The following is a 21,662-nucleotide window of genomic DNA, read 5'->3' as shown; positions in this document are numbered from 1 at the left end:
CGGTACGCCGCTCTTTCCCACGCGACGAGGCCGGGTCGTGCCGTCGGCGTACGCGGCGGTACCCCGAACGACGTAGGCGCGCGTCGACCTCCCCGCCCACGCGGAAAGGCGACGCGCGCCCGTCTGCTCCCAGGGTCCTAGCGGCCCTCGACCTGGGCGAGCTTGCGCCCGGCCTTCAGGTAGGCCACGCCCTCGGCGCCGGACAGCTTCTCCGCGAGGACCTCGGAGAGCGGCCGCACCGCGTCGGCCTCGGCCAGCACCACCGTCGACTGACCGGACCCGCCCTCGACCACCAGCCGCAGCGCGTTCTGCTTCGCCAACCGCCGCGCCGCCGAGACGCTCGGGGTGAACTCCAGCACCGTCGTCAGCACCGCCGCGACCGTCAGGGCGCCGTGCTCGCCGGCGTCCACCATCGGCAGGGACTCCACGTCCCCGAACGACTTCTTGGAGAACTGCGCCACGAAACCGGCCCGGGCCGCCATCGCCGCGTCCAGCCCGTAGAGCGCAGCCACGACCTCGCCCGCGAGGACCTTCTTGAGGTCCATCGGGTGCAGCGAGCGGTCACCGACCCGACCCAGGGCCAGGGCGATCTCCTCGTCCGTCCACTCCGTCCATGCCTTGAGGTACGGCTCCATCAGCCGGTCCGGCACCGACATGATCTTGCCGAAGACATCGTCGGCGGGCGAGCTCAGCCCGACGTAATTGCCCTTGGACTTCGACATCTTGGCGCCGGTGCCGTCCGTGCCCTCGATCAGCGGCATGGTCACCACCAGCTGCGGCCGCTGCCCGCGCAGCTCCATCAGCTTGCGGCCCATCTGGAGGTTGAGCAGCTGGTCGGAGCCGCCCAGCTCCACGTCGCACTCCAGCGCCACCGAGTCCAGGCCCTGCGCGATCGGGTACAGCAGCTCGGTCATGGTCAGGCCCGAGCCGGCCGCCAGCCGGTTGCGGAAGTCCTCACGCTGCAGCAGCTGCGAGGCCGGCACCTGGGCGAGCAGCCCCAGCAGCTCCGGGAAGGTGTACGGCGCCAGCCACTCGCTGTTCTGCCGGAAGCTGACCTTCTCGAAGTCGAAGAACGGGCGCACCTGCTCGCGGTAGGTGGCGAGGTTGTGCGCGATGTCGTCGTCGGTCAGCGGCGGGCGCTCGGCCGTACGGCCCGACGGGTCGCCGATCTTGGCGGTGAAGTCGCCGATGATGAGGGTGACGTCGTGGCCGAGGCGCTGGAACCGGCTCAGGATGATCAGCGGCACCGCGTGCCCCAGGTGCACGTCGGTCGCCGTCGGGTCGATGCCCAGCTTGACGTGCAGACCCTTGCCGGCCGCCCGGCGCTCCTCGATCCGCTCGGCCAGCTTCTCCACGCCCGGCAGCACCTCGACCGTCCGGGACGCGATCAGTTCGGCCTGCTCCTTGGACGACAGGTCCGTCAGGTCGAGATAGCGCCGCTCACCGGTCTCCTGGAGCAACTCCCGGACGGTGGCGTCCGAGGAGAGGTCGGCGGAGAGCAGCGTGCTGGCGCGGGCGACGGATTCGCCGAGGCGTGTCATGGCGTCCCTGATCGATCGTGGTTCCCCGAGGGGAGGACAGGGCGACAGTCTATTAGGCCGGGATGCGCCGCTCACCGCGATATCCGCCCGCCCGGACGCAGGTCGGGGCGGCGCCCCGCACCGCCCCGGCCCCGGCCCGGCCGCGCCGCCGCCCGGGGGCCGGGTGGCGGCGGCCCCTCACACGCCCCGGCTGACCGAGCTCATGTTGAAGTCCGGCACCCGCAGCGGCGGCATCGCGGTCCGCGGGAAGTAGTCGCCCCACTCCCGCGACAGCGTCCGCTCGGTGCGGCCCGCCGCCACCGCCCGGCCCAGCAGGTCCACCGGCGACTCGTTGAACCGGAAGTTGTTGACCTCACCGACGACCTCGCCGTTCTCGACCAGGTAGACGCCGTCCCGGGTGAGCCCGGTCAGCAGCAGCGTCGCCGGATCGACCTCGCGGATGTACCACATGCAGGTCAGCAGCAGCGTCGGGCCGTCGTGGCCCGCCGCGGCCACCATCTCGTCGAGGGTCTCCGAACCGCCGCCCTCCAACAGCAGGTTGTCGATGGCCGGGGCCACCGGAAGCCCCGTCAGCGCGGCACCGTGCCGGGTGGCCACCAGCCGGTCCAGGACCCCCTCGCGCACCCATTCGGTGGCGGTCAGCGGCAGCCCGTTGTCGAAGACCGAGGCGTCCGCGCCGGAGGAGTGCGCCAGGACGAATGGCGCGCACTCCAGCCCGGGGGCCGCCGGATCGCTGCGCAGCGTCAGCGGCAGCCCGGAGAGCCGATCGCCGATCCGGGTCCGGCCGGCGCCCTCCCCGCCACCGGCCTTGGAGAAGACCGTGCGGCCCTCGGCGGCGTCCCGGGCGGTGGCCGACCACTGCTGGTAGATCAGCAGGTCGGCGACGGTGCTGGGCGGCAGCAGCGTGTCGTAGCGGCCGGCGGGCAGCTCGATCCGACGCGCGGCCCAGCCCAGCCGCCGGGCCAGCTCGGCGTCCAGCTCCCGCGGGTCGGTGTCGGCGAAGTCCCGGGTGGCCCGGCCGGCCCAGGCCGACCGGGTGCGGTCCGGCGACTTGGCGTTCAGCTCCAGCGTCCCGGACGGCTGGTCGTGCCGCAGCCGCAGCCCGGTGGAGGTGCCCAGGTACGACGAGACGACGGTGTGCTGGGCGAAGCCGTACAGCTCGCGGCCGCCGCCGGCGGCCTGCCGGAAGGACTCCCCGAGGGCCGGGGCGAACGCGGCGAAGACCTCCGAGGAGGTCTCGGCCGGGGCGTCGGTGAAGTCGGCCGCCGGCCGGCCGCCGGTGACCAGCGGCCGGGCGTCCTCGGCCGGACCGGCGTCCCGGGCGGCCGCCTCCGCGGCCCGCACCAGCGGCTCCAGGTTCTGCGCGGTCACCGCCGACCGCGAGACCACCCCCGACGCGGTGCCCTGGGCGCCGTCCACGGTCGCCACCACGGTGACCGTCCGGCCGCGGGTGGTGCCGTTGGTGGTGAGGGCATTGCCCGCCCAGCGCAGATTGGCGCTGGAGCGCTCCTCGGCGATGACCGCACAGCCGTCGGCGCGGGACAGCTCCAGCGCCCGCTCGACGATCTCGTACGGCCGGTTGCTGCGCGTACCGCGCGGACTCATCGTCCTGCCTCCTGTGTCGTGTTGAGCACGTTCACGCCCTCGAAGACCGCCGAGGGACAGCCGTGGGAGACCGCCGCGATCTGGCCCGGCTGGGCCTTGCCGCAGTTGAAGGCGCCGCCCAGGACGTAGGTCTGCGGGCCGCCGAGCGCGACCATCGACCCCCAGAAGTCGGTGGTGGTGGCCTGGTAGGCGACGTCCCGCAGCTGCCCGGCCAGCCGCCCGTTCCGGACGAGGTACGCCCGCTGCTGGGTGAATTGAAAGTTGTAGCGCTGCATGTCGATGGACCACGAGCGGTCGCCGACGAGGTAGATCCCGCGCTCCACCCCGGCGATCAGCTCCTCGGTGGACGGCCCGTCCGGCGCCGGACGGAGCGAGACATTGGCCATCCGCTGGACCGGCACATGGCTGGGGGAGTCCGCGTACGCGCAGCCGTTGGAGCGCGGGAAGCCCGTCAACTTCGCCATTCTGCGGTCGAGTTGGTAGCCGGTGAGGATGCCGTCCTTGATCAGGTCCCAGGACTGGGCGGCCACGCCCTCGTCGTCGTAGCCGATCGTGGCGAGCCCGTGCTCGGCGGTCCGGTCGCCGGTGACCTGCATGATCGGCGAGCCGTAGACCAGCGAACCGAGCTGGTCGAAGGTGGCGAACGAGGTACCGGCGTACGCCGCCTCGTAGCCCAGCGCCCGGTCCAGCTCGGTGGCGTGGCCGATCGACTCGTGGATCGTCAGCCAGAGGTTGGACGGGTCGATCACCAGGTCGTAGCTGCCGGGCTCGACGCTCGGGGCGCGCAGCTTCTCGGCGAGGTGCTCGGGCATCCGGTCCAGCTCGCCCACCCAGTCGTAGCCGCCGGTCAGGTACTCCCAGCCGCGGCCGACCGGCGGCGCGAGGGTGCGCATCGACTCGAAGTCCCCGGTGGCCGGGTCCACCGCGACCGCGGTCAACTCCGGGTGCAGCCGGATCCGCTGCTGGGTGGTGCTGGTGCCGGCGGTGTCCGCGTAGAACTTGTTCTCCTGCGCGGCCAGCAGCTGCGCGTCGACGTGCGCCACGCCCGGTGCCGCCAGCAGCCGGGCGCTCCACTCCGCCAACAGCCCGGTCTTCTCGGCATCCGGGACGCCGAAGGGGTCGATCTCGTACGAGGAGACCCAGGTGCGGTCCGGGTGGACGGGCTCGTCGGCCAGCTCCACCTTCCCGCCCGTCACCCACCGCGGCCCTTCGTCGGACGCCCTCGGCGCCGCCGTACCGGTGCCCGCCGCCTCGGCCACCTTGGCGGACAGCTTCGCCATCGCCACCGCCTGGCCGGCCACCCGCGCGGCGGCGTCCATCGTCAGGTCGACGCCGGCGGCGAAGCCCCAGGCGCCGTTGTGCACCACGCGCACCGCGTAGCCCAGGTCGGTGGTGTCGGAGGTGGCCGACGTGCGGGCGTCCCGCAGGCGCCACATCGCGCTGCGCACCCGTTCCAGGCGGAAGTCGGCGTGTTCCGCGCCCAGCGCGCGGGCCCGCGCCAGTGCGGCGTCGGCCAGTGCGCGCAGCGGCAGCGCGAGGAAGGTCTGGTCAAGGTCATGGGGTGCGGCTGGCACGGCATCCTCCCGTAGTCGGCGGGTGCATCATGCCGTGCTTCTGTGGGGACCCGACAGTGAACCGGGGCGTGCCGCTGTGTGGCCTCGATTCCCCGGAAGGGCGCCCCGACCGATAGTTTCGTACCGAACGCAAGACGGACAGGATACGGAAAGGGTGATCTCTTGAGCCGCTCGGTTCTGGTCACCGGAGGCAACCGCGGCATTGGCCTCGCCATTGCCCGCGCCTTCGCCGAGGCAGGCGACAAGGTCGCCATCACCTACCGCTCGGGCGAGCCCCCGGCGGGATTTTTGGCCGTGAAGTGCGACATCACGGACACCGAGCAGGTTGAGCAGGCGTACAAGGAGATCGAGGAGAAGCACGGTCCGGTCGAGGTGCTGGTGGCCAACGCCGGCATCACCCGCGACCAGCTTCTGATGCGGATGTCCGAGGAGGACTTCAGCGCCGTCCTCGACACCAACCTGACCGGTACGTTCCGTGTGGTCAAGCGCGCCAACCGGGCGATGCTGCGCGCCCGCAAGGGCCGGATCGTCCTGATCTCGTCGGTGGTCGGCCTGATGGGCGCGGCGGGGCAGGCGAACTACGCCGCCTCCAAGGCCGCGCTGGTCGGCTTCTCCCGCTCGCTCGCCCGTGAGCTGGGCAGCCGCAACATCACCGTCAACGTCGTCGCCCCCGGCTTCGTCGACACCGACATGACCCGGGTGCTCAGCGACGAGCAGCGGGAGAGCATCGTGAAGCAGGTGCCGCTGGCGCGTTACGCCCAGCCCGAGGAGGTCGCCGCCTCGGTCCGCTTCCTGGCCTCCGAGGAGGCCGCGTACATCACCGGAGCCGTCATTCCTGTCGACGGCGGATTGGGCATGGGGCACTGATCAGTATGAGTGGAATCCTCGCAGGCAAGCGCATCCTGGTCACCGGTGTGCTGACCGAGTCGTCGATCGCGTTCCAGGCGGCCAAGGTCGCCCAGAACGAGGGCGCCGACGTCATCCTCACCGGCTTCGGCCGGCTCTCCCTGGTCGAGCGGATCGCCAAGCGGCTGCCCAAGCCCGCCCCGGTCATCGAGCTGGACGTGACCAACCAGGAGCACCTGGACGGGCTGGCCGGCAAGATCCGCGAGCACCTGGGCGAGGACGCCCGCCTCGACGGCATCGTGCACTCCATCGCCTTCGGCCCGCAGGGCGCCTTCAACTTCCTGGAGGCCGACTGGGACGACGTCTCGACGGCCGTGCAGGTTTCGGCGTACTCCTACAAGTCGCTGACGATGGCCTGCCTGCCGCTCTTGAGCAACGGTGCCTCGATCGTCGGCCTGACCTTCGACGCGCAGATCGCCTGGCCCAAGTACGACTGGATGGGCGTGGCCAAGGCGGCGCTGGAGAGCACCAACCGCTACCTGGCGCGCGACCTGGGCCCGAAGGGCATCCGCTGCAACCTGGTCTCGGCCGGCCCGATCAAGTCGATGGCCGCCAAGTCCATCCCCGGCTTCGAGGAGCTGGCGGACGTGTGGAACCACCGCGCCCCGATCGGCTGGGACCTGGCCGACCCGGAGCCGGCCGGCCGCGGTGTCGTCGGCCTGCTGTCCGACTTCTTCCCCCGCACGACGGGCGAGATCGTGCACGTCGACGGCGGCGTGCACATGATGGGCGCCTGACGCCCACCACCCGCCGACACCGCCCGTCCCGGTCCACCGGGGCGGGCGGTGTCGCATTCCGGAGCGGAGACGACCGGGCGCCAGGCCGCCCCCGCTCCACGTCGGCGCGTGGGGACCCCACCGCGTGCGTGCGCTGGCGCGGCGTCCCCACCGTGCGCCCGTGCGCCGCGGGTCGGCCCGACCGCGCGTGCGTGCGCTGCCGGGGCGTTCCCACTGTGCGTGCGCGCGCCGCAGGGCCGGCCCCACCGTGCGCGCGTGCGCGCGCCGCGTCGTCACCGCTGTGCGTGCGCCGTCGGGGCGCCTCCGCCGCGTGTGCGTGCGCTGCCCGGTCGCCCGCGCCGCGCGTGCGCCGGCGGTGCATCCGTTGCCCCGCTGGGAACCCCAGCCCGGGAACAGCCCCCGGCCCCCGCCCCGTTGTGGCCCCGAGGGGGCGCCGACGTCCCCTACGGAGTCTGTTCGACTCCCCCTAGGGCCCCCGGGCCCGGTCGGCAGCCGAAGGGGTGCGCGCTCGCCTCGGCGGCGGCCCGCTCCCCGTCCCCGGCGCGGATCGCCTCCACCAGCCGGGAGTGGTCCATGTGCGCCTCGGGCCGCAGCACGGCGCCGACGTCGGCCCGCAGGAAGTCGCGCAGCACGCCGCCCAGATCGGCGTAGATCGCGGCCAGCACGTCGTTGTGGGAGGCCGCCACCACCGCCATGTGCAAGGTCGCGTCGGCCTCCACGAACGCCTCGGCGGCGCCCGACTCCCAGGCCCGCTCGCGCCGCTCCAGCAGGGCGTCGAGCTGGCGCAGATCCTGTTCCGTGCGGCGGTACGCGGCGAGCCGGGCGGCCTCGGCCTCCAGGGCGGAGCGCAGTTCGGCGACGTGCCCGGGGTCGGCGTCGGCGAACCGGCGGTTCATCACCCCGGCCAGCTCACTGGTGGCCACGACGTAGGTGCCCGAGCCCTGCCGGATGTCCAGCAGGCCGTTGTGGGCCAGCGCCCGGACGGCCTCGCGGACGGTGTTGCGGGCCACCCCGAGCTGCTCGACGAGCTCCGGCTCGGTCGGGATGCGGGACCCCACCGGCCAGTCGCCGGACGTGATCTGGGCGCGCAGCTGCGCGATCACCTGGTCGGCCAGCGCGGACCGGCGGGGCGAGGTCAGGGGCATGGCAGGGCTCCGGGGTACTGGGCCCGGGGGTCCGGGCGGACGGAGGCGGCGCGGACACGGGAGGGGCGGCGGGGTCCGGGGCGCCGTTGAGGTGTGCAGAGGCTATCGATTTCCCCTGGACAACTATTCATCCCATGATTCTATGATGGCCTCTATGGCAGACGAAGACCTCGCGACCCTCGGCCCGGCCGCCGAGCCCCTGACCCCCGCCGTCCCGCCCGCCCGGGACGCCGGTGCGGTGCGCCCCGACGCCGTCCCCGAGCGCGTCCCGGAGCGCGTCCCGGAGTCCGGGCCCGCCGCCCGCTGGCTCACCGGGATCGTGATCGCCGGTCTCGTCCTCGCCGCGCTCAACCTCCGCCCGGCGATCACCAGCCTCGGCGCGCTGCTGAAGGAGGTCCGCGACGGGCTCGGCATGAGCGGCACCGTCGCCGGCCTGCTGACGTCCGTCCCGGCCCTGTGCTTCGCCGTCTTCGGCTTCGCCGCGCCCCGGCTGGCCCGGCGCTGGGGACCCGGCGCGATCGTCTGCGCCGGCATGGCCGCGATCGCGGTGGGCGTCGTGGTCCGCCCGTTCGCCGGCGGTACGCCCGGCTTCCTGGCCGGCAGCGCGCTGACGCTGGCCGGCATCGCGGTCAGCAACGTGCTGCTGCCGGTGGTCATCAAGACCTGGTTCCCCGACCGGGTCGGGGCGATGACCGGGCTCTACTCGATGGCGCTGGCCCTGGGGACCTCGCTCGCCGCGGCGCTCACCGTCCCCATGACGGCGGCGCTGGGCGGCAGTTGGCGCACCGGCCTGGCCGTCTGGGCGCTGCTCGCCGCGCTCGCGGTGCTGCCCTGGCTGGCGGTGCTGCGGCGGCGGCCGGCAGGGGTGGCGCCGGGAAGCGGCAGGCCGGGCGCCGGGGAACCGCCCCTCCGGATCACCTCGTCGCCGACCGCCTGGGCGCTCGCGGTCTTCTTCGGCCTCCAGGCGACCGCCGCCTACATCACCATGGGGTGGATGCCGCAGATCTTCCGCGACGCCGGGGTCTCGGCGGGCACCGCGGGGGTGCTGCTGGCCGTCACCATGGCGATGGGCGTGCCGCTCTCCTTCGTGCTGCCGCGGCTTGCGTCCCGGATGCGGCACCAGGGCCCCCTGGTGGTCGCGCTCGGCGTCTGCGGGCTGGCCGGCTACACCGGTCTGTGGCTGGCGCCGGCCGCCGGAGCCTGGGGCTGGGCGCTGTTGATGGGCATCTCCAACTGCGCCTTCCCGCTTGCCCTGACGATGATCGGGATGCGCTCCGCCACCCCGGCCGGGGTGGTCAAGCTCTCCGCCTTCGCGCAGAGCGTCGGCTATCTGATCTCCATCCCCGGTCCGCTGCTGGTCGGCACGCTCTACCAGCACAGCGGTGGCTGGGGGCTGCCGATCGCGCTGATGGTGGGGCTGATGGTGCCGCAGATCGCGGTCGGCGTGCTGGCGGGGCGGAACCGCCGCATCGAGGACGAGCGGTGACGGTGCCGGCCGGCGGCTGAACCGCCCGGTCACGGGTCCCCTCCGGGCGGCTCCCGAGGTGCCGCACCGCCCCCCCGCACCCGCTCGCGAGCCCTGGCCGGTGCGGCGCGGAGGGCGGGTGCGACACTGGGCGCATGCCAGTGCTCGAACCGAATCCGCAGGGCAGCCAGAAGAAGCTGCTGCTCGTCCTGGGTCTGATGCTCGGGGTCACCGTCATCGTGGCGATCGTCGCGAGCATCGCCGCGCCATGATCCGGCGGCGGCCGGCTCCCCGGTGCAGCCGCCGGTCGGACGCCCCGGGGTGGGGGTGTCCCCCCGTCCCCTAGGGGGCGGGTATCAGGGACGAATGGGGGGCCTCCCGGATGGGAACGGCCGCCGGAGATCCGTAGCGTCGGAGACACACCGCGGCACCGCGGTGGGCGCGCCGCCGCTCGCGGGGCGCGCCGTCCCCGCGACTTCTCCTGGAGCCCGCCATGTCCGCCGCGTTCAGCCGTTCGTCCGCAGCGAAGGCACCGCGCCTGCGGAAGGCGCTGCCGTGGTGGGGGCTGGCGCTGCCGGTGGTCTCCTTCATAGCCCTGCTGGCGCTGGTGGTGACTCCCGGCGAGGCCGGTGCGGCCGGCGCCGAGCGGGCCACGCAGAGCCTGGCGCCGCTGCTGGAATTCCTCGCCCGGATGCTCCGGCTCGGGGGGTGAGCAGGGCCCGCGCGGGGGGCGCCTGCCGGCGCCGGCGGCGAGCATCACCCGGCCGAGCGCAGCGCTTCAACACCCCGCGCCGGTCGGCGGGTTTCATGCGAAGCTGGGACGCATGAGCGTCGATACACCCCGCCGGATTGTCCTGCTCCGACACGCCAAGGCCGAATGGTCCGACGAGAGCGATCACGAGCGCCCGCTCGCCGACCGCGGCCGCAAGGACGCCCCGGTCGCCGGCCGCTGGCTGGCCGGAGCCGGTGTCGCCCCCGCCCTGACCCTCTGCTCGACGGCCGCCCGCACCCGCGAGACCTGGAAGCTGGTCGTCTCCGAGCTCCCGCACCGCCCGAAGACCGTCTACGACGAGCGGCTCTACGAAGCCTCCCTCGGCGAGCTCATCGCGATCCTGAACGAGACCTCCGACGAAGTCGACGACCTGCTGGTCGTCGGGCACAACCCCGGGGTGCACGCCCTCGCCGACGCCCTGGCGGGGGAGGCCGAGGGGGATCTGCTGGCGCGGATGAACCGCAGCGGCTTCCCGACGGCGTCGATGGCCGTGCTGACCTTCAACGGCACCTGGAAGGCGGTCGAGCACGGCATCGGCCGGCTCGTCGCGTTCTGGTCGCCGCACGCCTGAGGCCACCCCCGGCGCCTTCCCGGACGCCGGGCGAGCCGACGGTGCCCGACCCGCGGCGGGCGGGTGACATGCGACGGGGCCCCGGCGCGCATCGTGCGCACCCGGGGCCCCGTCCGTCGTCCGGGAGCCGGTGGTGGGCCGGAAGGGGCGGCGGGCCGGGCCCGGCCGCTCACTCCGCGTGGGTGTCCGCCGCCTCCACCTCTTCGCGGGTGATCCCCAGCAGATAGAGCACGGTGTCCAGGAACGGCACGTTGACCGCGGTGTGCGCGGCCTCGCGGACCACCGGCTTGGCGTTGAAGGCGACTCCCAGCCCGGCGGCGTTGAGCATGTCCAGGTCATTGGCGCCGTCGCCGATCGCGACGGTCTGCGCCAGCGGCACCCCGGCCTCGTGGGCGAACCGCCGCAGCAGCCGGGCCTTGCCGGCCCGGTCCACGATGTCGCCGGTGACCCGCCCGGTGAGCTTGCCGTCGACGATCTCCAGGGTGTTGGCGGAGGCGAAGTCCAGCCCCAGCTCCTCCTGGAGTGCGTCGGTGACCTGGGTGAAGCCGCCCGAGACCACGCCCACTTGGTAGCCGAGCCGCTTGAGCGTGCGGACGAGGGTGCGGGCCCCCGGCGTGAGCCGCACCTCCTTGCGGACCAGGTCCACCACGGACGCGTCCAGCCCGCGGAGCAGCTCGACCCGGGCGTGCAGCGACTGCTCGAAGTCCAACTCGCCGCGCATCGCGGCGGTGGTCACCTCGGCGACCTCGGCCTCGCAGCCGGCGTGCGCCGCGAACAGCTCGATGACCTCGTCCTGGATGAGCGTGGAGTCCACGTCCATCACCACCAGCCGCTGCGCCCGGCGCTGCAGTCCGGCCGCGACCACCGCGACGTCCACCCCGAGCTGGGCCGCCTCCGGGGCCAGTACCGTGCGCAGTGCCTCGGTCTCCGCGCCGGAGACGGCGAACTCGACGGCCGTCACCGGATACTTGGCGAGCCGGAAAATACGGTCGATATTGCCCCCGGTGGCCGTTATGGCCGAGGCGATGGCGGCGGTGGACTCCGCGGTGAGCGGGTGGCCCAGCACGGTGACGTGGGAGCGGCCGACGCCGCGCGGACGGTTGTCGCCACGACCGGAGATGATCTCGGCCTGGAGGTTCAGCGACTCGGCCCAGCTGTGCACGGTGGCCCGGAGGTCGCCCTCGGAGGACCCGGTGGTGCCCTGGTCGGGGGAGGGGGCGGTGACCAGCACGCACAGGGTGATGCGGCCCCGGGTCACCACCTGCTCGATGTCCACGACATCGACGGAGTAGGCGGCGAGGGTGTCGAAGAGGCCCGCGGTGATGCCGGGCCGGTCCTTCCCGAAGATCTTGACGAGGAGTGTCGGTACGTCTTCGCCTGGTGCGGCGGCGGCAGGCGGGGTCTGCGATGCGCTCATGGTGCCCCCACGGTATCCGGCGGGCGGTCGTGGCCGTACGGGTGTCCGGGGTTCGGACCCCGCGTCTCCGGGGCGCCGGGCCGGCGCCCCGGCCTGCCGTGCGCCGGGTCCCGGGGGCGCGGCGCGATCGTTATGCACTCGTGTCGCGTCCGCCCGGTTGCACCGGTGCGAGGGACCGGGCTGGCGCTCCAACTCCCCTTTTGGTATGGCGTCTTCGGGGCCCGGAGGGCGTCCGGCGCCACTCACGGTGCGCCAAATGCCCAGAATTCCGGCTATCGCAGACACCACGGGCCCTTCCGGCTCTCCGGGAGGGTTCGCCGGATGCCGGCGGGTGCACCCCGTGTCCCGGCGCCGTCCCGGTTTCCGGTCCGCGGGCCGAGCCTGAAATAGTTCCTCACGATGTTTCGCCATCCCTAGACTTCCCGCACAGGGCGTCACTCGGGGGACTATGTAATGGGGCTGGAGTGCCTGAACTCGTACTGGAATTGAACGGAAGGACCTGGCCGCTCGACCCGTCCAGGACCTACAGCGTGGGCCGGGATCCGCAGGGCGACATGGTGCTCGACGACGCCAGGGTCTCCTGGCGGCACGCCACCATCCGGTGGTCCGGTCGCAGCTGGCTCATCGAAGACCACGGCAGTACCAACGGCACCTACGTCCAGGGCCAGCGCATCCAGCAGCTGGAGATCGGCCCTGGCTCCGCCGTCCACCTGGGCAACGCCACCGACGGCCCGCGGCTGAGCCTGTCCGCCGCCGCGGCGCCCGCCGACGCCTTCAGCGCGCAGCCCGCCGCGGCCGCTCCGCAGCAGGGCTGGCAGCCGCCGCCCGCGCAGCAGCCGCCGGCCCAGCAGAACTGGCCGGCCCCGGCCCAGCAGCCGCCGTACGTCCCGCCCCAGCAGGCCCGCCAGCCGCAGCAGGGCGTGCCCCAGCAGGCCGCCCCCGCCCAGCAGTCGGGGCAGCCGCAGCAGCGCCCGGCCCCGCAGGCCCAGGGCGGCGACCGCAGCCCGACCACCTTCCACCGCCTGGACTCGGGCCGGGTGATGCGGATCGGTCGTGCGCTCGACAACGAGCTGGTCGTCTCCGACCTCCAGGTCTCCCGTCACCACGCGGAGTTCCGCGCCACCCCCGACGGCCGGTTCGAGATCCGCGACCTGGGCAGCCACAACGGCACCTACGTCAACGGTCAGCCGGTCCCCAAGTCCGGCACCGCGCCGGTCGGTCCGAACGACACCGTCGGCGTCGGCCACTCCACCTTCCGGCTGGTCGGCGACCGCCTGGAGGAGTTCGTCGACACCGGCGAGGTCTCCTTCTCGGCCCGCCACCTCACCGTCACCGTCGACGGCGGCAAGAAGATCCTCAAGGACGTCTCCTTCGGCGTCCCCGAGAAGTCGCTGGTCGCCGTCATCGGCCCCTCCGGTTCCGGCAAGTCCACGCTGCTCAAGGCGCTGACCGGCTACCGCCCGGCCAACGAGGGCGAGGTCCTCTACGACCACCGGAACCTCTACAAGCACTTCGCCGAGCTGCGCCAGCGCGTCGGCCTGGTCCCGCAGGACGACATCCTCCACAAGGAGCTGACCGTCCAGAAGGCGCTCCGCTACGCCGCCAAGCTCCGCTTCCCCGGCGACACCGCGGAGTCCGAGCGCGAGGCACGGATCGGCGAGGTGCTGCGCGAGCTCAAGCTCGACGTCCACAAGGACAAGAAGGTCACCTCGCTCTCCGGCGGCCAGCGCAAGCGGGTCTCGGTCGCCCTGGAGCTGCTGACCAAGCCGTCGCTGATCTTCCTGGACGAGCCCACCTCGGGCCTCGACCCGGGCATGGACCGCGACGTCATGCAGCTGCTGCGCGGCCTCGCCGACGACGGCCGCACGGTCCTGGTCGTCACCCACTCGGTAGCCGAACTCGCCCTGTGCGACCGGCTGCTGGTGATGGCCCCCGGCGGTTCGGTGGCCTACTTCGGCCCGCCCGAGGAGGCGCTGAACTTCTTCCAGTACGAGACCTGGGCCGACGTCTTCTCGGCGTTCGAGAACTACCGCGACTACGACTGGGCGGGCCGCTGGCGCGGCTCCCCGCACTACCAGATGTACGCCGCGGACCTCGACGCCGCCCCGCCGCAGTCGGTCAGCGTCCAGGCCCCGCCGGCCCGCATACAGAAGTCGCAGAGCTGGGGTTCCCAGCTGTGGACCCTGATGCGGCGCTATGTCTCGGTGCTCGCCTCCGACCGGGGCTTCCTCGCCCTGATGGTGATCCTGCCGGCGGTGCTCGGCGTGGTCTCCCTGCTGATCCCCAGCGACTACGGCCTCGGGTACGGCCCGGTCTCCAAGCACCAGACCAACCGCGACGCGAGCACCATCTCGCTGATCCTCGCGGTCGGCATGTGCTTCTCCGGCGCGGCCAACTCGGTCCGTGAGCTGATCAAGGAGCGGGTCATCTACGAGCGCGAACGGGCCACCGGCCTGTCGCGGTCGGCGTACCTGATGTCCAAGATCATCGTGTTGGGCGTGGCCACCGCCCTCCAGGGCGTGATCATCGCGGCCATCGGCTTCTCCACCCGGAAGATGCCGTCCCAGGGCCTGATCGTGGCCAAGGTCCCGGCCGTCGAGATGACGATCGCGATCATCGCCCTCGGCTTCACCTCGATGATGGTCGGCCTGATCATCTCGTCGCTGGTCAAGACGGCCGAGAAGACCATGCCGCTGCTGGTCATGTTCGCCATCGTCCAGGTCGTCTTCACCGGTGTCCTCTTCCAGCTCTTCGACACCGTCGGCGTCTCCCAGGTCTCCTGGCTGATGCCGTCCCGTTGGGCGGTCGCCGCGCTCGGCGCCACCGAGGACATGAACACGCTGCTGCCGTGGGAGCCGGGCAACCCCGACCCGCTGTGGAAGCACCAGACCGGCGTCTACGTGATGGACGTGATCATCCTGGTCGCCCTGGGCGTGACACTCGCCCTCGTCGTCTCGCGGCTGCTGCGCCGCCACGAGCCGGAGGTCATGCGCAAGTAGCGCCCGCGACCACCGCACACACCGCCGAGGGGCGGCACCCGGAATCGGGTGCCGCCCCTCGGCGGTGTGTGCGGGTGCTGTGGTCCGCGGTGAACGTCCGGCTCAGTAGGCCGAGTTGACGTTGTCCATCGAGCCGTAGCGGGCGGCCGCGTAGTTGCAGGCGGCGGTGATGTTGGCGACCGGGTCGTAGATGTTCCAGGAGGTACCGGAGACGTGGTACTGGCGGAACGTCGGGTCGATGACCTGGAGCAGGCCCTTGGAGGGTATGCCCGCCTGGGCGTTGGAGTCCCAGAGGTTGATCGCCTTGGGGTTGCCGGACGACTCGCGCATCAGGTTGCGGTAGATGCCGTTGTAGCTGCCCGGGATGTTGTGCTTGGCCATGACGTCCAGCGACTCGCGGATCCAGCCGTCCAGGTTGTTCGGGTAGACCTTGGCCGGCTTCTCGACGGCAGCGGGGATCGCCTGGCGGACGGCGGCGCGGCTCGCGGCCTCCTCGACCCGGCGCTCCTTCTCGGCCTTCGCCTTCGCCTCGGCCTCGGCCCGCTTCTTGGCGGCGGCGGCCTCGGCCTTGCCCTGCGCGGCGGAGGCGTCGGCCTGCTGGGCGATGGTGGCCTGCTGGGCGCGGGCGGCGGTATCGACGGCGCTGAAGGCCACCGGCTTGACGTTCAGGCTGGCAGAGGCGGCCTCGGCCTTGCTCTGGCCGGCGTCGGCACCCGGGACGGCAGTGAAGACCAGTGCGGCGGCACCCGCGGCGGCGATGCCGGCGGCGGTGAGCTTGTGGACGCGGGTCAGATTCAGACCGGAGACGGCGTACTTGGACATGGCGGCTCGACCTCTTCCAATGGGGTGCGTCGCACGGGCCATGAGCGGCGGCAGTACGCCGAGTTCTGATCCGGCGCCGAGCGACGGGAGCCATTCTTAGCGGCCGAAAATTCGCCGAGCAATGGTGTGACGTACGACCCCGGTTAGTGGAACCGACCTTGCCCGGATTGCGTCGGGACGGGAATATTCCCAGTTCAAGGCGGATTTGTTAGTCCACTAACCGGGGTCGTAAGTGACCTGCGCCCTATGCGCGGGGTCACATCGGGCCGAGGTTTATCTCGCCGGTAGTAATTGCAATCGCACAGACTGTGCGTGCATTGTGGGCCGGCTGTGCGGCTCAGACCTCGACCAGCACCTGGTCAAGGGACTTTCGGACCAAATCGGGCACCTGGCAGTCCGGTGCCGGGTACCCCACGGGGATCACCGCGAACGCCTTCTCGTTGGCCGGCCGCCCCAGCGCCTCCTGCAGGAACCGCATCGGGCTCGGCGTGTGCACCAGCGCCGCCAGCCCCGACAGATGCAGCGCGGACAGCAGCATGCCGACCGCGATGCCCACCGACTCGTCGACGTAGTAGTGCTTGCGCTTGGTGCCGTCCGGGCCCAGCCAGTGCCGCTGCTGGAAGACCACGATCAGGTGCGGGGCGTCGGTCAGGTGCGGCTTGACCTCGTCCGTGCCCAGCGGCCGCAGTGCCGCCAGCCACTCCTCGCCCAGTCGCCCCTCGTAGGAGCGTTGCTCCTCGGCCTCCGCCGCCGCCCTGATCCGGCGGCGCACCTCGGGGTTCTTGACCAGGACGAACGTCCACGGTTGCTGATGGGCCCCGGACGGTGCGGTGGCCGCACAGGCGATCGCGTCCCGGACCACCTGCTCCGGCACCGGATCGGGGGCGAACTGCCGTACCGTCCGACGGCCGTCCATTCGGGCCCGCAGCTCGGCGGCGCGGGCCAGGGACTCGGTCGCGGGCATCCGCTCGGGCCGGTACGGCACCGGGCGGTAGGGCTCTCCGTGGGTCGGCGTCCAACGCTCGGGGGGTGTCGGCGCGGTGCGCGCCTGCGGTGAAGAGGACATGCCCAGAGTGTGGGGCGACGACGGCGGTGTGAGACGCAGATCACCGAATTCCCGCCGAGACCCCCCGCGTCCAGGACGAGATCGACGCGAAGCCGCCCTCGGTGTCACGCGCTCTGTCCCCATTGATCCCCTACACCCCTATATAAGGGGAAAGATTCCGATTGCCGGCTCCCGTATCCACCCCCCGTGCCGGGGCACCCTTCCACGGGTCCCCCGCATCGATCCCCCGCATCGATCCCCCGCATCGATCCCCTGCATCGATCCTCTCCGTCGAACCCCTCTATATGGGGCTCTCTATATAAGGGGACACAACAAGCCATGTAAGGGGTGTAAGGCATGCATAAGAACGAATCGGTATAAACCAGGCTTCGGTGTGGTGCGCGCACGGCTGTGAGCGGGGCGTTCGGCCTAGGCCCGCCGGCGTAGGCACGCAGCGTCGGCGGACCGATACCGGCCGCTCGGCGCGCCGGTACGGTGAACGCATGAGCAACGGACCGGGAGCCGGGATTCCCGCGGTGAGCACCGCGATCCTGGCCATGAGCAGGCATCTGGAGGTGCGCGACGTCCTCAAGACGATCGTCGCCTCGGCCCGTGAGCTGCTGGACGCCGAGTACGCCGCGCTCGGCGTGCCGGACGACCACGGGGGCTTCGCCCAGTTCGTCGTGGACGGCGTCAGCGCCGAGCAGTGGAAGGCCATCGGCCCGCTGCCCCGCCAGCACGGCATCCTCGCCGCGATGCTGCACAACGCCACCCCCGAGCGGCTCGCCGACGTCCGCGAGGACCCCCGCTTCGGCGGCTGGCCCGCCGCCCACCCGGACATGTCCGACTTCCTCGGCCTGCCGGTCGCCGACGGCGACGAGATCCTCGGCGCCCTCTTCCTGGCCAACAAGCGCTGCCCCAAGCCCACCGGCGGCTGCGGCTTCACCGAGGAGGACGAACGGCTCCTGGGGATACTCGCCCAGCACGCCGCCATCGCCCTGACCAACGCCCGCCTCTACGAGCGCAGCCGCGAGCTGACCATCGCCGGCGAGCGCGCCCGGCTCGCCCACGAGCTGCACGACGCGGTCTCCCAGAAGCTCTTCTCGCTCCGGCTCACCGCCCAGGCCGCGACCGCCCTGGTCGACCGCGACCCGGCCCGCGCCAAGGACGAGCTCCACCAGGTCGCCGCGCTGGCCGCGGAGGCCGCCGACGAGCTGCGCGCCGCCGTCGTCGAGCTGCGCCCCGCGGCGCTGGACGAGGACGGGCTGGTGGCCACCCTGCGCTCCCAGATCCAGGTCCTCGACCGGGCCCACTCCGCCCGCGTCACCTTCACCGCCCAGGGCGTACGGGCCCTCCCCAGCGCCCAGGAGGAGGCGATGCTCCGGGTCGCCCAGGAGGCGCTGCACAACGCGCTCCGGCACTCCGGCGCCGAGCGCGTCGAGGTCAGCCTCGGCCGGGCCGGCCAGGGCGCCCTGTTGAAGATCGCCGACAACGGGCGGGGCTTCGACACCCGGGTGGTCCGCCGGGCCGGTCGGCATCTAGGGCTGGTGTCGATGCGTGACCGCGCCGGCGGCGTCGGTGGCAAGCTCACCGTGGAATCGGAGCCCGGCAAGGGCACCACTGTCGAGATGGAGGTGCCCGGTGGCTGACACCACGCGGGACGGTACGGAACGGGCGACGGGCGAGGGACGCACGATCCGCGTGCTGCTGGTCGACGATCACCAGGTGGTGCGCCGCGGCCTGCGGACGTTCCTGGAGGTCCAGGACGACATCGAGGTGGTGGGGGAGGCCTCGGACGGCGCCGAGGGCATCGCCGCCGCCGAGCAACTGCGCCCGGACGTCGTCCTGATGGACATCAAGATGCCCGGTATGGACGGCATCGAGGCTCTCCGCCAGCTCCGCACCCTCGACAACCCGGCCAAGGTGCTGGTCGTCACCAGCTTCACCGAGCAGCGCACCGTCGTCCCGGCCCTGCGCGCCGGCGCGGCCGGCTACGTCTACAAGGACATCGACCCCGACGCCCTGGCCGGCGCCATCCGCTCCGTGCACGCCGGGCATGTGCTGCTGCAGCCCGAGGTGGCCGGCGCGCTGCTCTCCCAGGAGGACGGCAACGGCGGCCAGGGACGCGGGAGTTCGCTGACCGAGCGGGAGCGCGAGGTGCTGGGTCTGATCGCGGACGGCCGCTCCAACCGCGAGATCGCCCGCGCCTTGGTGCTGTCGGAGAAGACCGTCAAGACCCACGTCTCCAACATCCTGATGAAACTCGACCTCGCCGACCGCACCCAGGCCGCCCTGTGGGCCGTGCGACACGGCATCGGGGCCTGAAACACGGGGGAGTACGGCGTACTGACGGACCATCAAAGCTATTAGCCGAACGTCGCCTCGCGGATCCGAGATTCATACTGTCGTGTATACGTAGCCCGTTTGGCGTATCCCCGCTCCGTGCCGGGCCGTTTCCCAGTGCAGTCGTGGCGGCTGGCCACGGCATCGGCAACGAGGAGCAAGAGAAGTGAAGAACATCAAGCGGGTTGCGGCCATCACGATGGCGGGGGCCGGTCTCGTCCTGGCGGGCGCCGGCGTCGCCTCCGCGCACGACGGCCAGGCCGAGGGCGCCGCGGTGGGGTCCCCGGGCGTCCTGTCGGGCAACGTCACCCAGGCGCCGGTCCACATCCCCGCGAACATCTGCGGCAACAGCACCTCCGTGGTCGGCCTGCTCAACCCGACCTTCGGCAACACCTGCGTCAACAACTGATCGCCGGAGCGTCCGCTCCGACGACCTGACCCCTGCGCCGGGCCGCCCACCGGCCCGCGCGGGTCACCTGGACCGGCCCCGCCAGCCCTGGCCGTGCGGCCGGTCCGCTCTCCACCGTCACCGTCATTCCGGCCCTGTGCCACCACGTGAGGAACACGCCACCATGAACAGCGTCAAAAAGGCCGCCCTTGTCCTTGCCACCACCGGTCTCGCCGTCGGTGCCGCCGCCGGTTCGGCGTTCGCCCACGACGGCGGGCACGCCGAGGGCCAGGCCGTGAGCTCCCCGGGTGTCGCTTCGGGCAACGTCACCCAGGCGCCGGTGCACGTCCCCGTGAACATCAGCGGCAACAGCACCAACGTCGTGGGCGTGCTCAACTCCGCCTTCGGCAACCCGGCCGTCAACAACTGACGCCGCCGGCCCGGGCCAACTCCCGGGCCGCCCAGGGCTCTTCAGCCCGGCTCTCCTGTGGGTCCCGCCGGCCGCGCCATGGCCGGCGGGACCTTCCCCGTTCACCCCCGGCGGCGCTCCTGCTCCTCCACAGCGGAGTTGTACGCCGCCACCTGCGCCCGGCGGGCCGTGCGCTCCACCGGCCGCAGCGCCTCGGCGCGGGCCGCGATCTCCGACGAACTGACCGCCGTGCCGTGCTCCCGGCCGTCCCCGCCCGCGCTCCGGGCGATGTCGATCAACGCGCCGACCCGCTGGGCCAGCTCCAGCACCCGCACCGCCCGCGGCGGATAGCCCGGCGCCAACACCTGCCTGCCGACCTCCGCCCGCGCCCGGTAGGCCGCCAGCGCCGCGTCCGCCACCGGGCCGGATCCGGCCACGTCCAGCCGCGAGAGCACCTCCGTCGCCTCCCGCAGGGCCTCCGCCAGCTCCCGTTCGGCCTCGCCCAGCGAGGGCACATCGGCCGGCGGCGCTTCGCGCGCCGGCAGGCAGTGCCAGACCACCTCGACATGCACATCGGGGTCGGCCGCGCCCTCGGGACCCGCCTCGAACACCTCCGGGACCAGGCCCAGACCGGCGCCCTGGGCGACCACCGCCTCCTCGGCCGCCAGGGCCCGCGCATTGAACTCCGGCGGGCCGCTGAGCCCCAGCGGGTGCCCCGGCACCGGCAGTGCCACCCGCAGGCCGATCGCGCCGAGCGTCCGCAGGCGCCCCAGGGCGAGCGTCAGGCCGACCGGGGCGTCTTCCCCGGGCAGGCCCGAGACGCGGTGTACCGCGTCGTCGCCGGCGATCCGGTGCGCGGCATCATCAGGTGAGACAAATCCGGCCAAAAGGGCATTTCCCCATGCCGCTAGCCGTCCTGAACGAGGTTCGTCGAGCATGGTCCCCAGCCTAGGGAACGGCACTGACATCGAGTGGCGTAGGTTTGCAGGGGGGCTGCGCCTACAGGCGCACACGACGACCGAGAAGCAATGGGAGACAGTGCGCTCATGAGCGATGTGCTGGAGCTGGTGGACGTATCCGTGGTCCGCGAAGGACGGGCTCTGGTCGACCAGGTCTCCTGGTCGGTGAAGGAGGGGGAACGCTGGGTGATCCTCGGCCCCAACGGCGCCGGCAAGACCACCCTGCTGAACCTCGCCTCCAGCTACCTCTTCCCGAGCGCCGGCTCCGCCCGGATCCTCGGTGAGCAGCTGGGTCGCGTCGACGTCTTCGACCTGCGGCCGCGCATCGGCATCGCCGGCATCGCGCTCGCCGACAAGCTGCCGCGCAGCCAGACGGTGCTGCAGACCGTCCTCACCGCCGCCTACGGCATGACCGCCAGCTGGCGGGAGGACTACGACGAGGTCGACGAGCAGCGCGCCCGGGCCTTCCTCGACCGCCTCGGGATGAACGCCTACCTGGACCGGAAGTTCGGCACCCTCTCCGAGGGCGAGCGCAAGCGCACCCTGATCGCCCGCGCGATGATGACCGACCCCGAGCTGCTCCTCCTGGACGAGCCCGCCGCCGGCCTCGACCTCGGCGGCCGCGAGGACCTGGTGCGCCGCCTGGGCCGGCTCGCCCGCGACCCCTACGCACCCTCGATGATCATGGTCACCCACCACGTCGAGGAGATCCCGCCGGGCTTCACCCACGTCCTGATGATCCGTCAGGGCAAGGTGCTGTCCGCCGGCCCGCTCGACCTGGAGCTGACCTCCAGCAACCTCTCGCACTGCTTCGGCCTTCCGCTCGTCGTCGAGCGCAACGGCGCCGACCGCTGGACCGCGCAGGGGCTGCCCCTCACGTGACCGCTACCGCCCGAGTGGAGGCGCTTCGCGCTGCGGCAACCGGTCGCTGACCGATCGCGCCCTGTCCCCGGGCCGCCCGCCG

At 72.4% G+C, this 21,662-nt stretch carries 20 protein-coding genes; 12 read left to right on the top strand and 8 right to left on the bottom strand.

Annotation, left to right across the window (positions count from 1 at the left end; translation table 11 throughout):
* Positions 1-137: 137 nt before the first annotated feature.
* The 3 genes from tyrS to JNO44_RS12630 form a co-directional block, all read right to left on the bottom strand.
* Entirely contained in the window at positions 138-1,541 is a 1,404-nt protein-coding gene (gene tyrS / locus JNO44_RS12640; protein ID WP_205364031.1) for a tyrosine--tRNA ligase, read from the bottom strand.
* A 177-nt stretch (positions 1,542-1,718) separates the two neighbouring features.
* Complete coding sequence (locus JNO44_RS12635; protein ID WP_205364030.1) at positions 1,719-3,146, bottom strand: metallopeptidase TldD-related protein; 1,428 nt, start codon at positions 3,144-3,146, stop codon at positions 1,719-1,721.
* Positions 3,143-4,720 carry a TldD/PmbA family protein gene (locus JNO44_RS12630; protein ID WP_205364022.1) on the bottom strand — a complete coding sequence of 526 codons (1,578 nt, stop codon included), beginning with the start codon at positions 4,718-4,720 and terminating at the stop codon, positions 3,143-3,145. Before JNO44_RS12630 ends, JNO44_RS12635 begins: the two co-directional genes overlap by 4 nt.
* A gap of 162 nt (positions 4,721-4,882) precedes the next feature.
* Between JNO44_RS12630 and fabG the strand changes: the two genes are divergently transcribed.
* Positions 4,883-5,587: a 3-oxoacyl-[acyl-carrier-protein] reductase gene (gene fabG, locus JNO44_RS12625; RefSeq protein ID WP_039637628.1), complete on the top strand. Its 705-nt coding sequence runs from the start codon at positions 4,883-4,885 to the stop codon at positions 5,585-5,587.
* A 5-nt stretch (positions 5,588-5,592) separates the two neighbouring features.
* Complete coding sequence (fabI, locus tag JNO44_RS12620) at positions 5,593-6,363, top strand: enoyl-ACP reductase FabI (protein ID WP_205364020.1); 771 nt, start codon at positions 5,593-5,595, stop codon at positions 6,361-6,363.
* Between the two features lie 443 nt (positions 6,364-6,806).
* On the opposite strand, the gene JNO44_RS12615 is transcribed toward fabI, so the two are convergent.
* Positions 6,807-7,508, bottom strand: coding sequence for a FadR/GntR family transcriptional regulator (locus JNO44_RS12615; protein ID WP_073444928.1), 702 nt, complete (start codon positions 7,506-7,508; stop codon positions 6,807-6,809).
* A 145-nt stretch (positions 7,509-7,653) separates the two neighbouring features.
* On the opposite strand from JNO44_RS12615, the gene JNO44_RS12610 reads away from it, so the two are divergent.
* From JNO44_RS12610 to JNO44_RS12600, 4 genes are all read left to right on the top strand, one after another.
* On the top strand, positions 7,654-8,994 hold the full coding sequence (locus JNO44_RS12610; protein WP_420882638.1) for a CynX/NimT family MFS transporter: 1,341 nt from the start codon (positions 7,654-7,656) through the stop codon (positions 8,992-8,994).
* Positions 8,995-9,128: 134 nt separating this feature from the next.
* Positions 9,129-9,245, top strand: a complete 117-nt coding sequence (locus tag JNO44_RS44405; protein WP_268825885.1) for an SGM_5486 family transporter-associated protein — start codon at positions 9,129-9,131, stop codon at positions 9,243-9,245.
* A 221-nt stretch (positions 9,246-9,466) separates the two neighbouring features.
* Positions 9,467-9,685 (top strand): hypothetical protein, encoded by a 219-nt coding sequence (locus JNO44_RS12605; protein WP_205364016.1) that lies wholly within the window; start codon positions 9,467-9,469, stop codon positions 9,683-9,685.
* Positions 9,686-9,797: 112 nt separating this feature from the next.
* Entirely contained in the window at positions 9,798-10,316 is a 519-nt protein-coding gene (locus JNO44_RS12600) for a SixA phosphatase family protein (RefSeq protein ID WP_205364014.1), read from the top strand.
* A gap of 169 nt (positions 10,317-10,485) precedes the next feature.
* Here the strand turns inward: JNO44_RS12600 and serB are convergent, their stop codons facing one another.
* Positions 10,486-11,733, bottom strand: coding sequence for a phosphoserine phosphatase SerB (serB, locus tag JNO44_RS12595; RefSeq protein WP_039637634.1), 1,248 nt, complete (start codon positions 11,731-11,733; stop codon positions 10,486-10,488).
* A 464-nt stretch (positions 11,734-12,197) separates the two neighbouring features.
* On the opposite strand from serB, the gene JNO44_RS12590 reads away from it, so the two are divergent.
* Positions 12,198-14,732, top strand: a complete 2,535-nt coding sequence (locus JNO44_RS12590; protein ID WP_205364012.1) for an ABC transporter ATP-binding protein/permease — start codon at positions 12,198-12,200, stop codon at positions 14,730-14,732.
* 102 nt (positions 14,733-14,834) lie between these two features.
* Here JNO44_RS12590 and JNO44_RS12585 read toward each other — a convergent pair whose 3' ends face one another.
* The gene (locus JNO44_RS12585) at positions 14,835-15,554 is read right to left on the bottom strand and encodes a transglycosylase SLT domain-containing protein (protein ID WP_205364003.1); all 720 of its coding nucleotides are present in this window, start codon (positions 15,552-15,554) and stop codon (positions 14,835-14,837) included.
* A 337-nt stretch (positions 15,555-15,891) separates the two neighbouring features.
* Complete coding sequence (locus JNO44_RS12580; RefSeq protein WP_205363997.1) at positions 15,892-16,620, bottom strand: nitroreductase family protein; 729 nt, start codon at positions 16,618-16,620, stop codon at positions 15,892-15,894.
* Positions 16,621-17,102: 482 nt separating this feature from the next.
* Between JNO44_RS12580 and JNO44_RS12575 the strand changes: the two genes are divergently transcribed.
* The 4 genes from JNO44_RS12575 (at position 17,103) to JNO44_RS12560 (ending at position 19,760) form a co-directional block, all read left to right on the top strand.
* Positions 17,103-18,248, top strand: coding sequence for a GAF domain-containing sensor histidine kinase (locus JNO44_RS12575; RefSeq protein WP_039637638.1), 1,146 nt, complete (start codon positions 17,103-17,105; stop codon positions 18,246-18,248).
* Positions 18,241-18,924, top strand: a complete 684-nt coding sequence (locus JNO44_RS12570) for a response regulator (protein WP_205363995.1) — start codon at positions 18,241-18,243, stop codon at positions 18,922-18,924. Before JNO44_RS12575 ends, JNO44_RS12570 begins: the two co-directional genes overlap by 8 nt.
* 217 nt (positions 18,925-19,141) lie before the next feature.
* Entirely contained in the window at positions 19,142-19,351 is a 210-nt protein-coding gene (locus JNO44_RS12565) for a chaplin (protein ID WP_205369719.1), read from the top strand.
* A 163-nt stretch (positions 19,352-19,514) separates the two neighbouring features.
* Complete coding sequence (locus tag JNO44_RS12560; protein WP_205363993.1) at positions 19,515-19,760, top strand: chaplin; 246 nt, start codon at positions 19,515-19,517, stop codon at positions 19,758-19,760.
* A 101-nt stretch (positions 19,761-19,861) separates the two neighbouring features.
* On the opposite strand, the gene JNO44_RS12555 is transcribed toward JNO44_RS12560, so the two are convergent.
* Complete coding sequence (locus tag JNO44_RS12555) at positions 19,862-20,677, bottom strand: hypothetical protein (protein WP_205363991.1); 816 nt, start codon at positions 20,675-20,677, stop codon at positions 19,862-19,864.
* Positions 20,678-20,785: 108 nt separating this feature from the next.
* Here JNO44_RS12555 and JNO44_RS12550 point away from each other — a divergent pair, with 108 nt between their 5' ends.
* A complete protein-coding gene (locus JNO44_RS12550) occupies positions 20,786-21,580 on the top strand; it encodes an ABC transporter ATP-binding protein (RefSeq protein ID WP_205363989.1) in 795 nt (264 codons plus the stop codon).
* The last annotated feature ends 82 nt before the right edge of the window (positions 21,581-21,662 follow it).

This window comes from Streptomyces noursei (genome assembly GCF_016917755.1).
GTDB classification, from domain to species: Bacteria; Actinomycetota; Actinomycetes; order Streptomycetales; family Streptomycetaceae; genus Streptomyces; species Streptomyces yunnanensis.
This window is presented reverse-complemented; position numbering and strand designations above follow the sequence as displayed.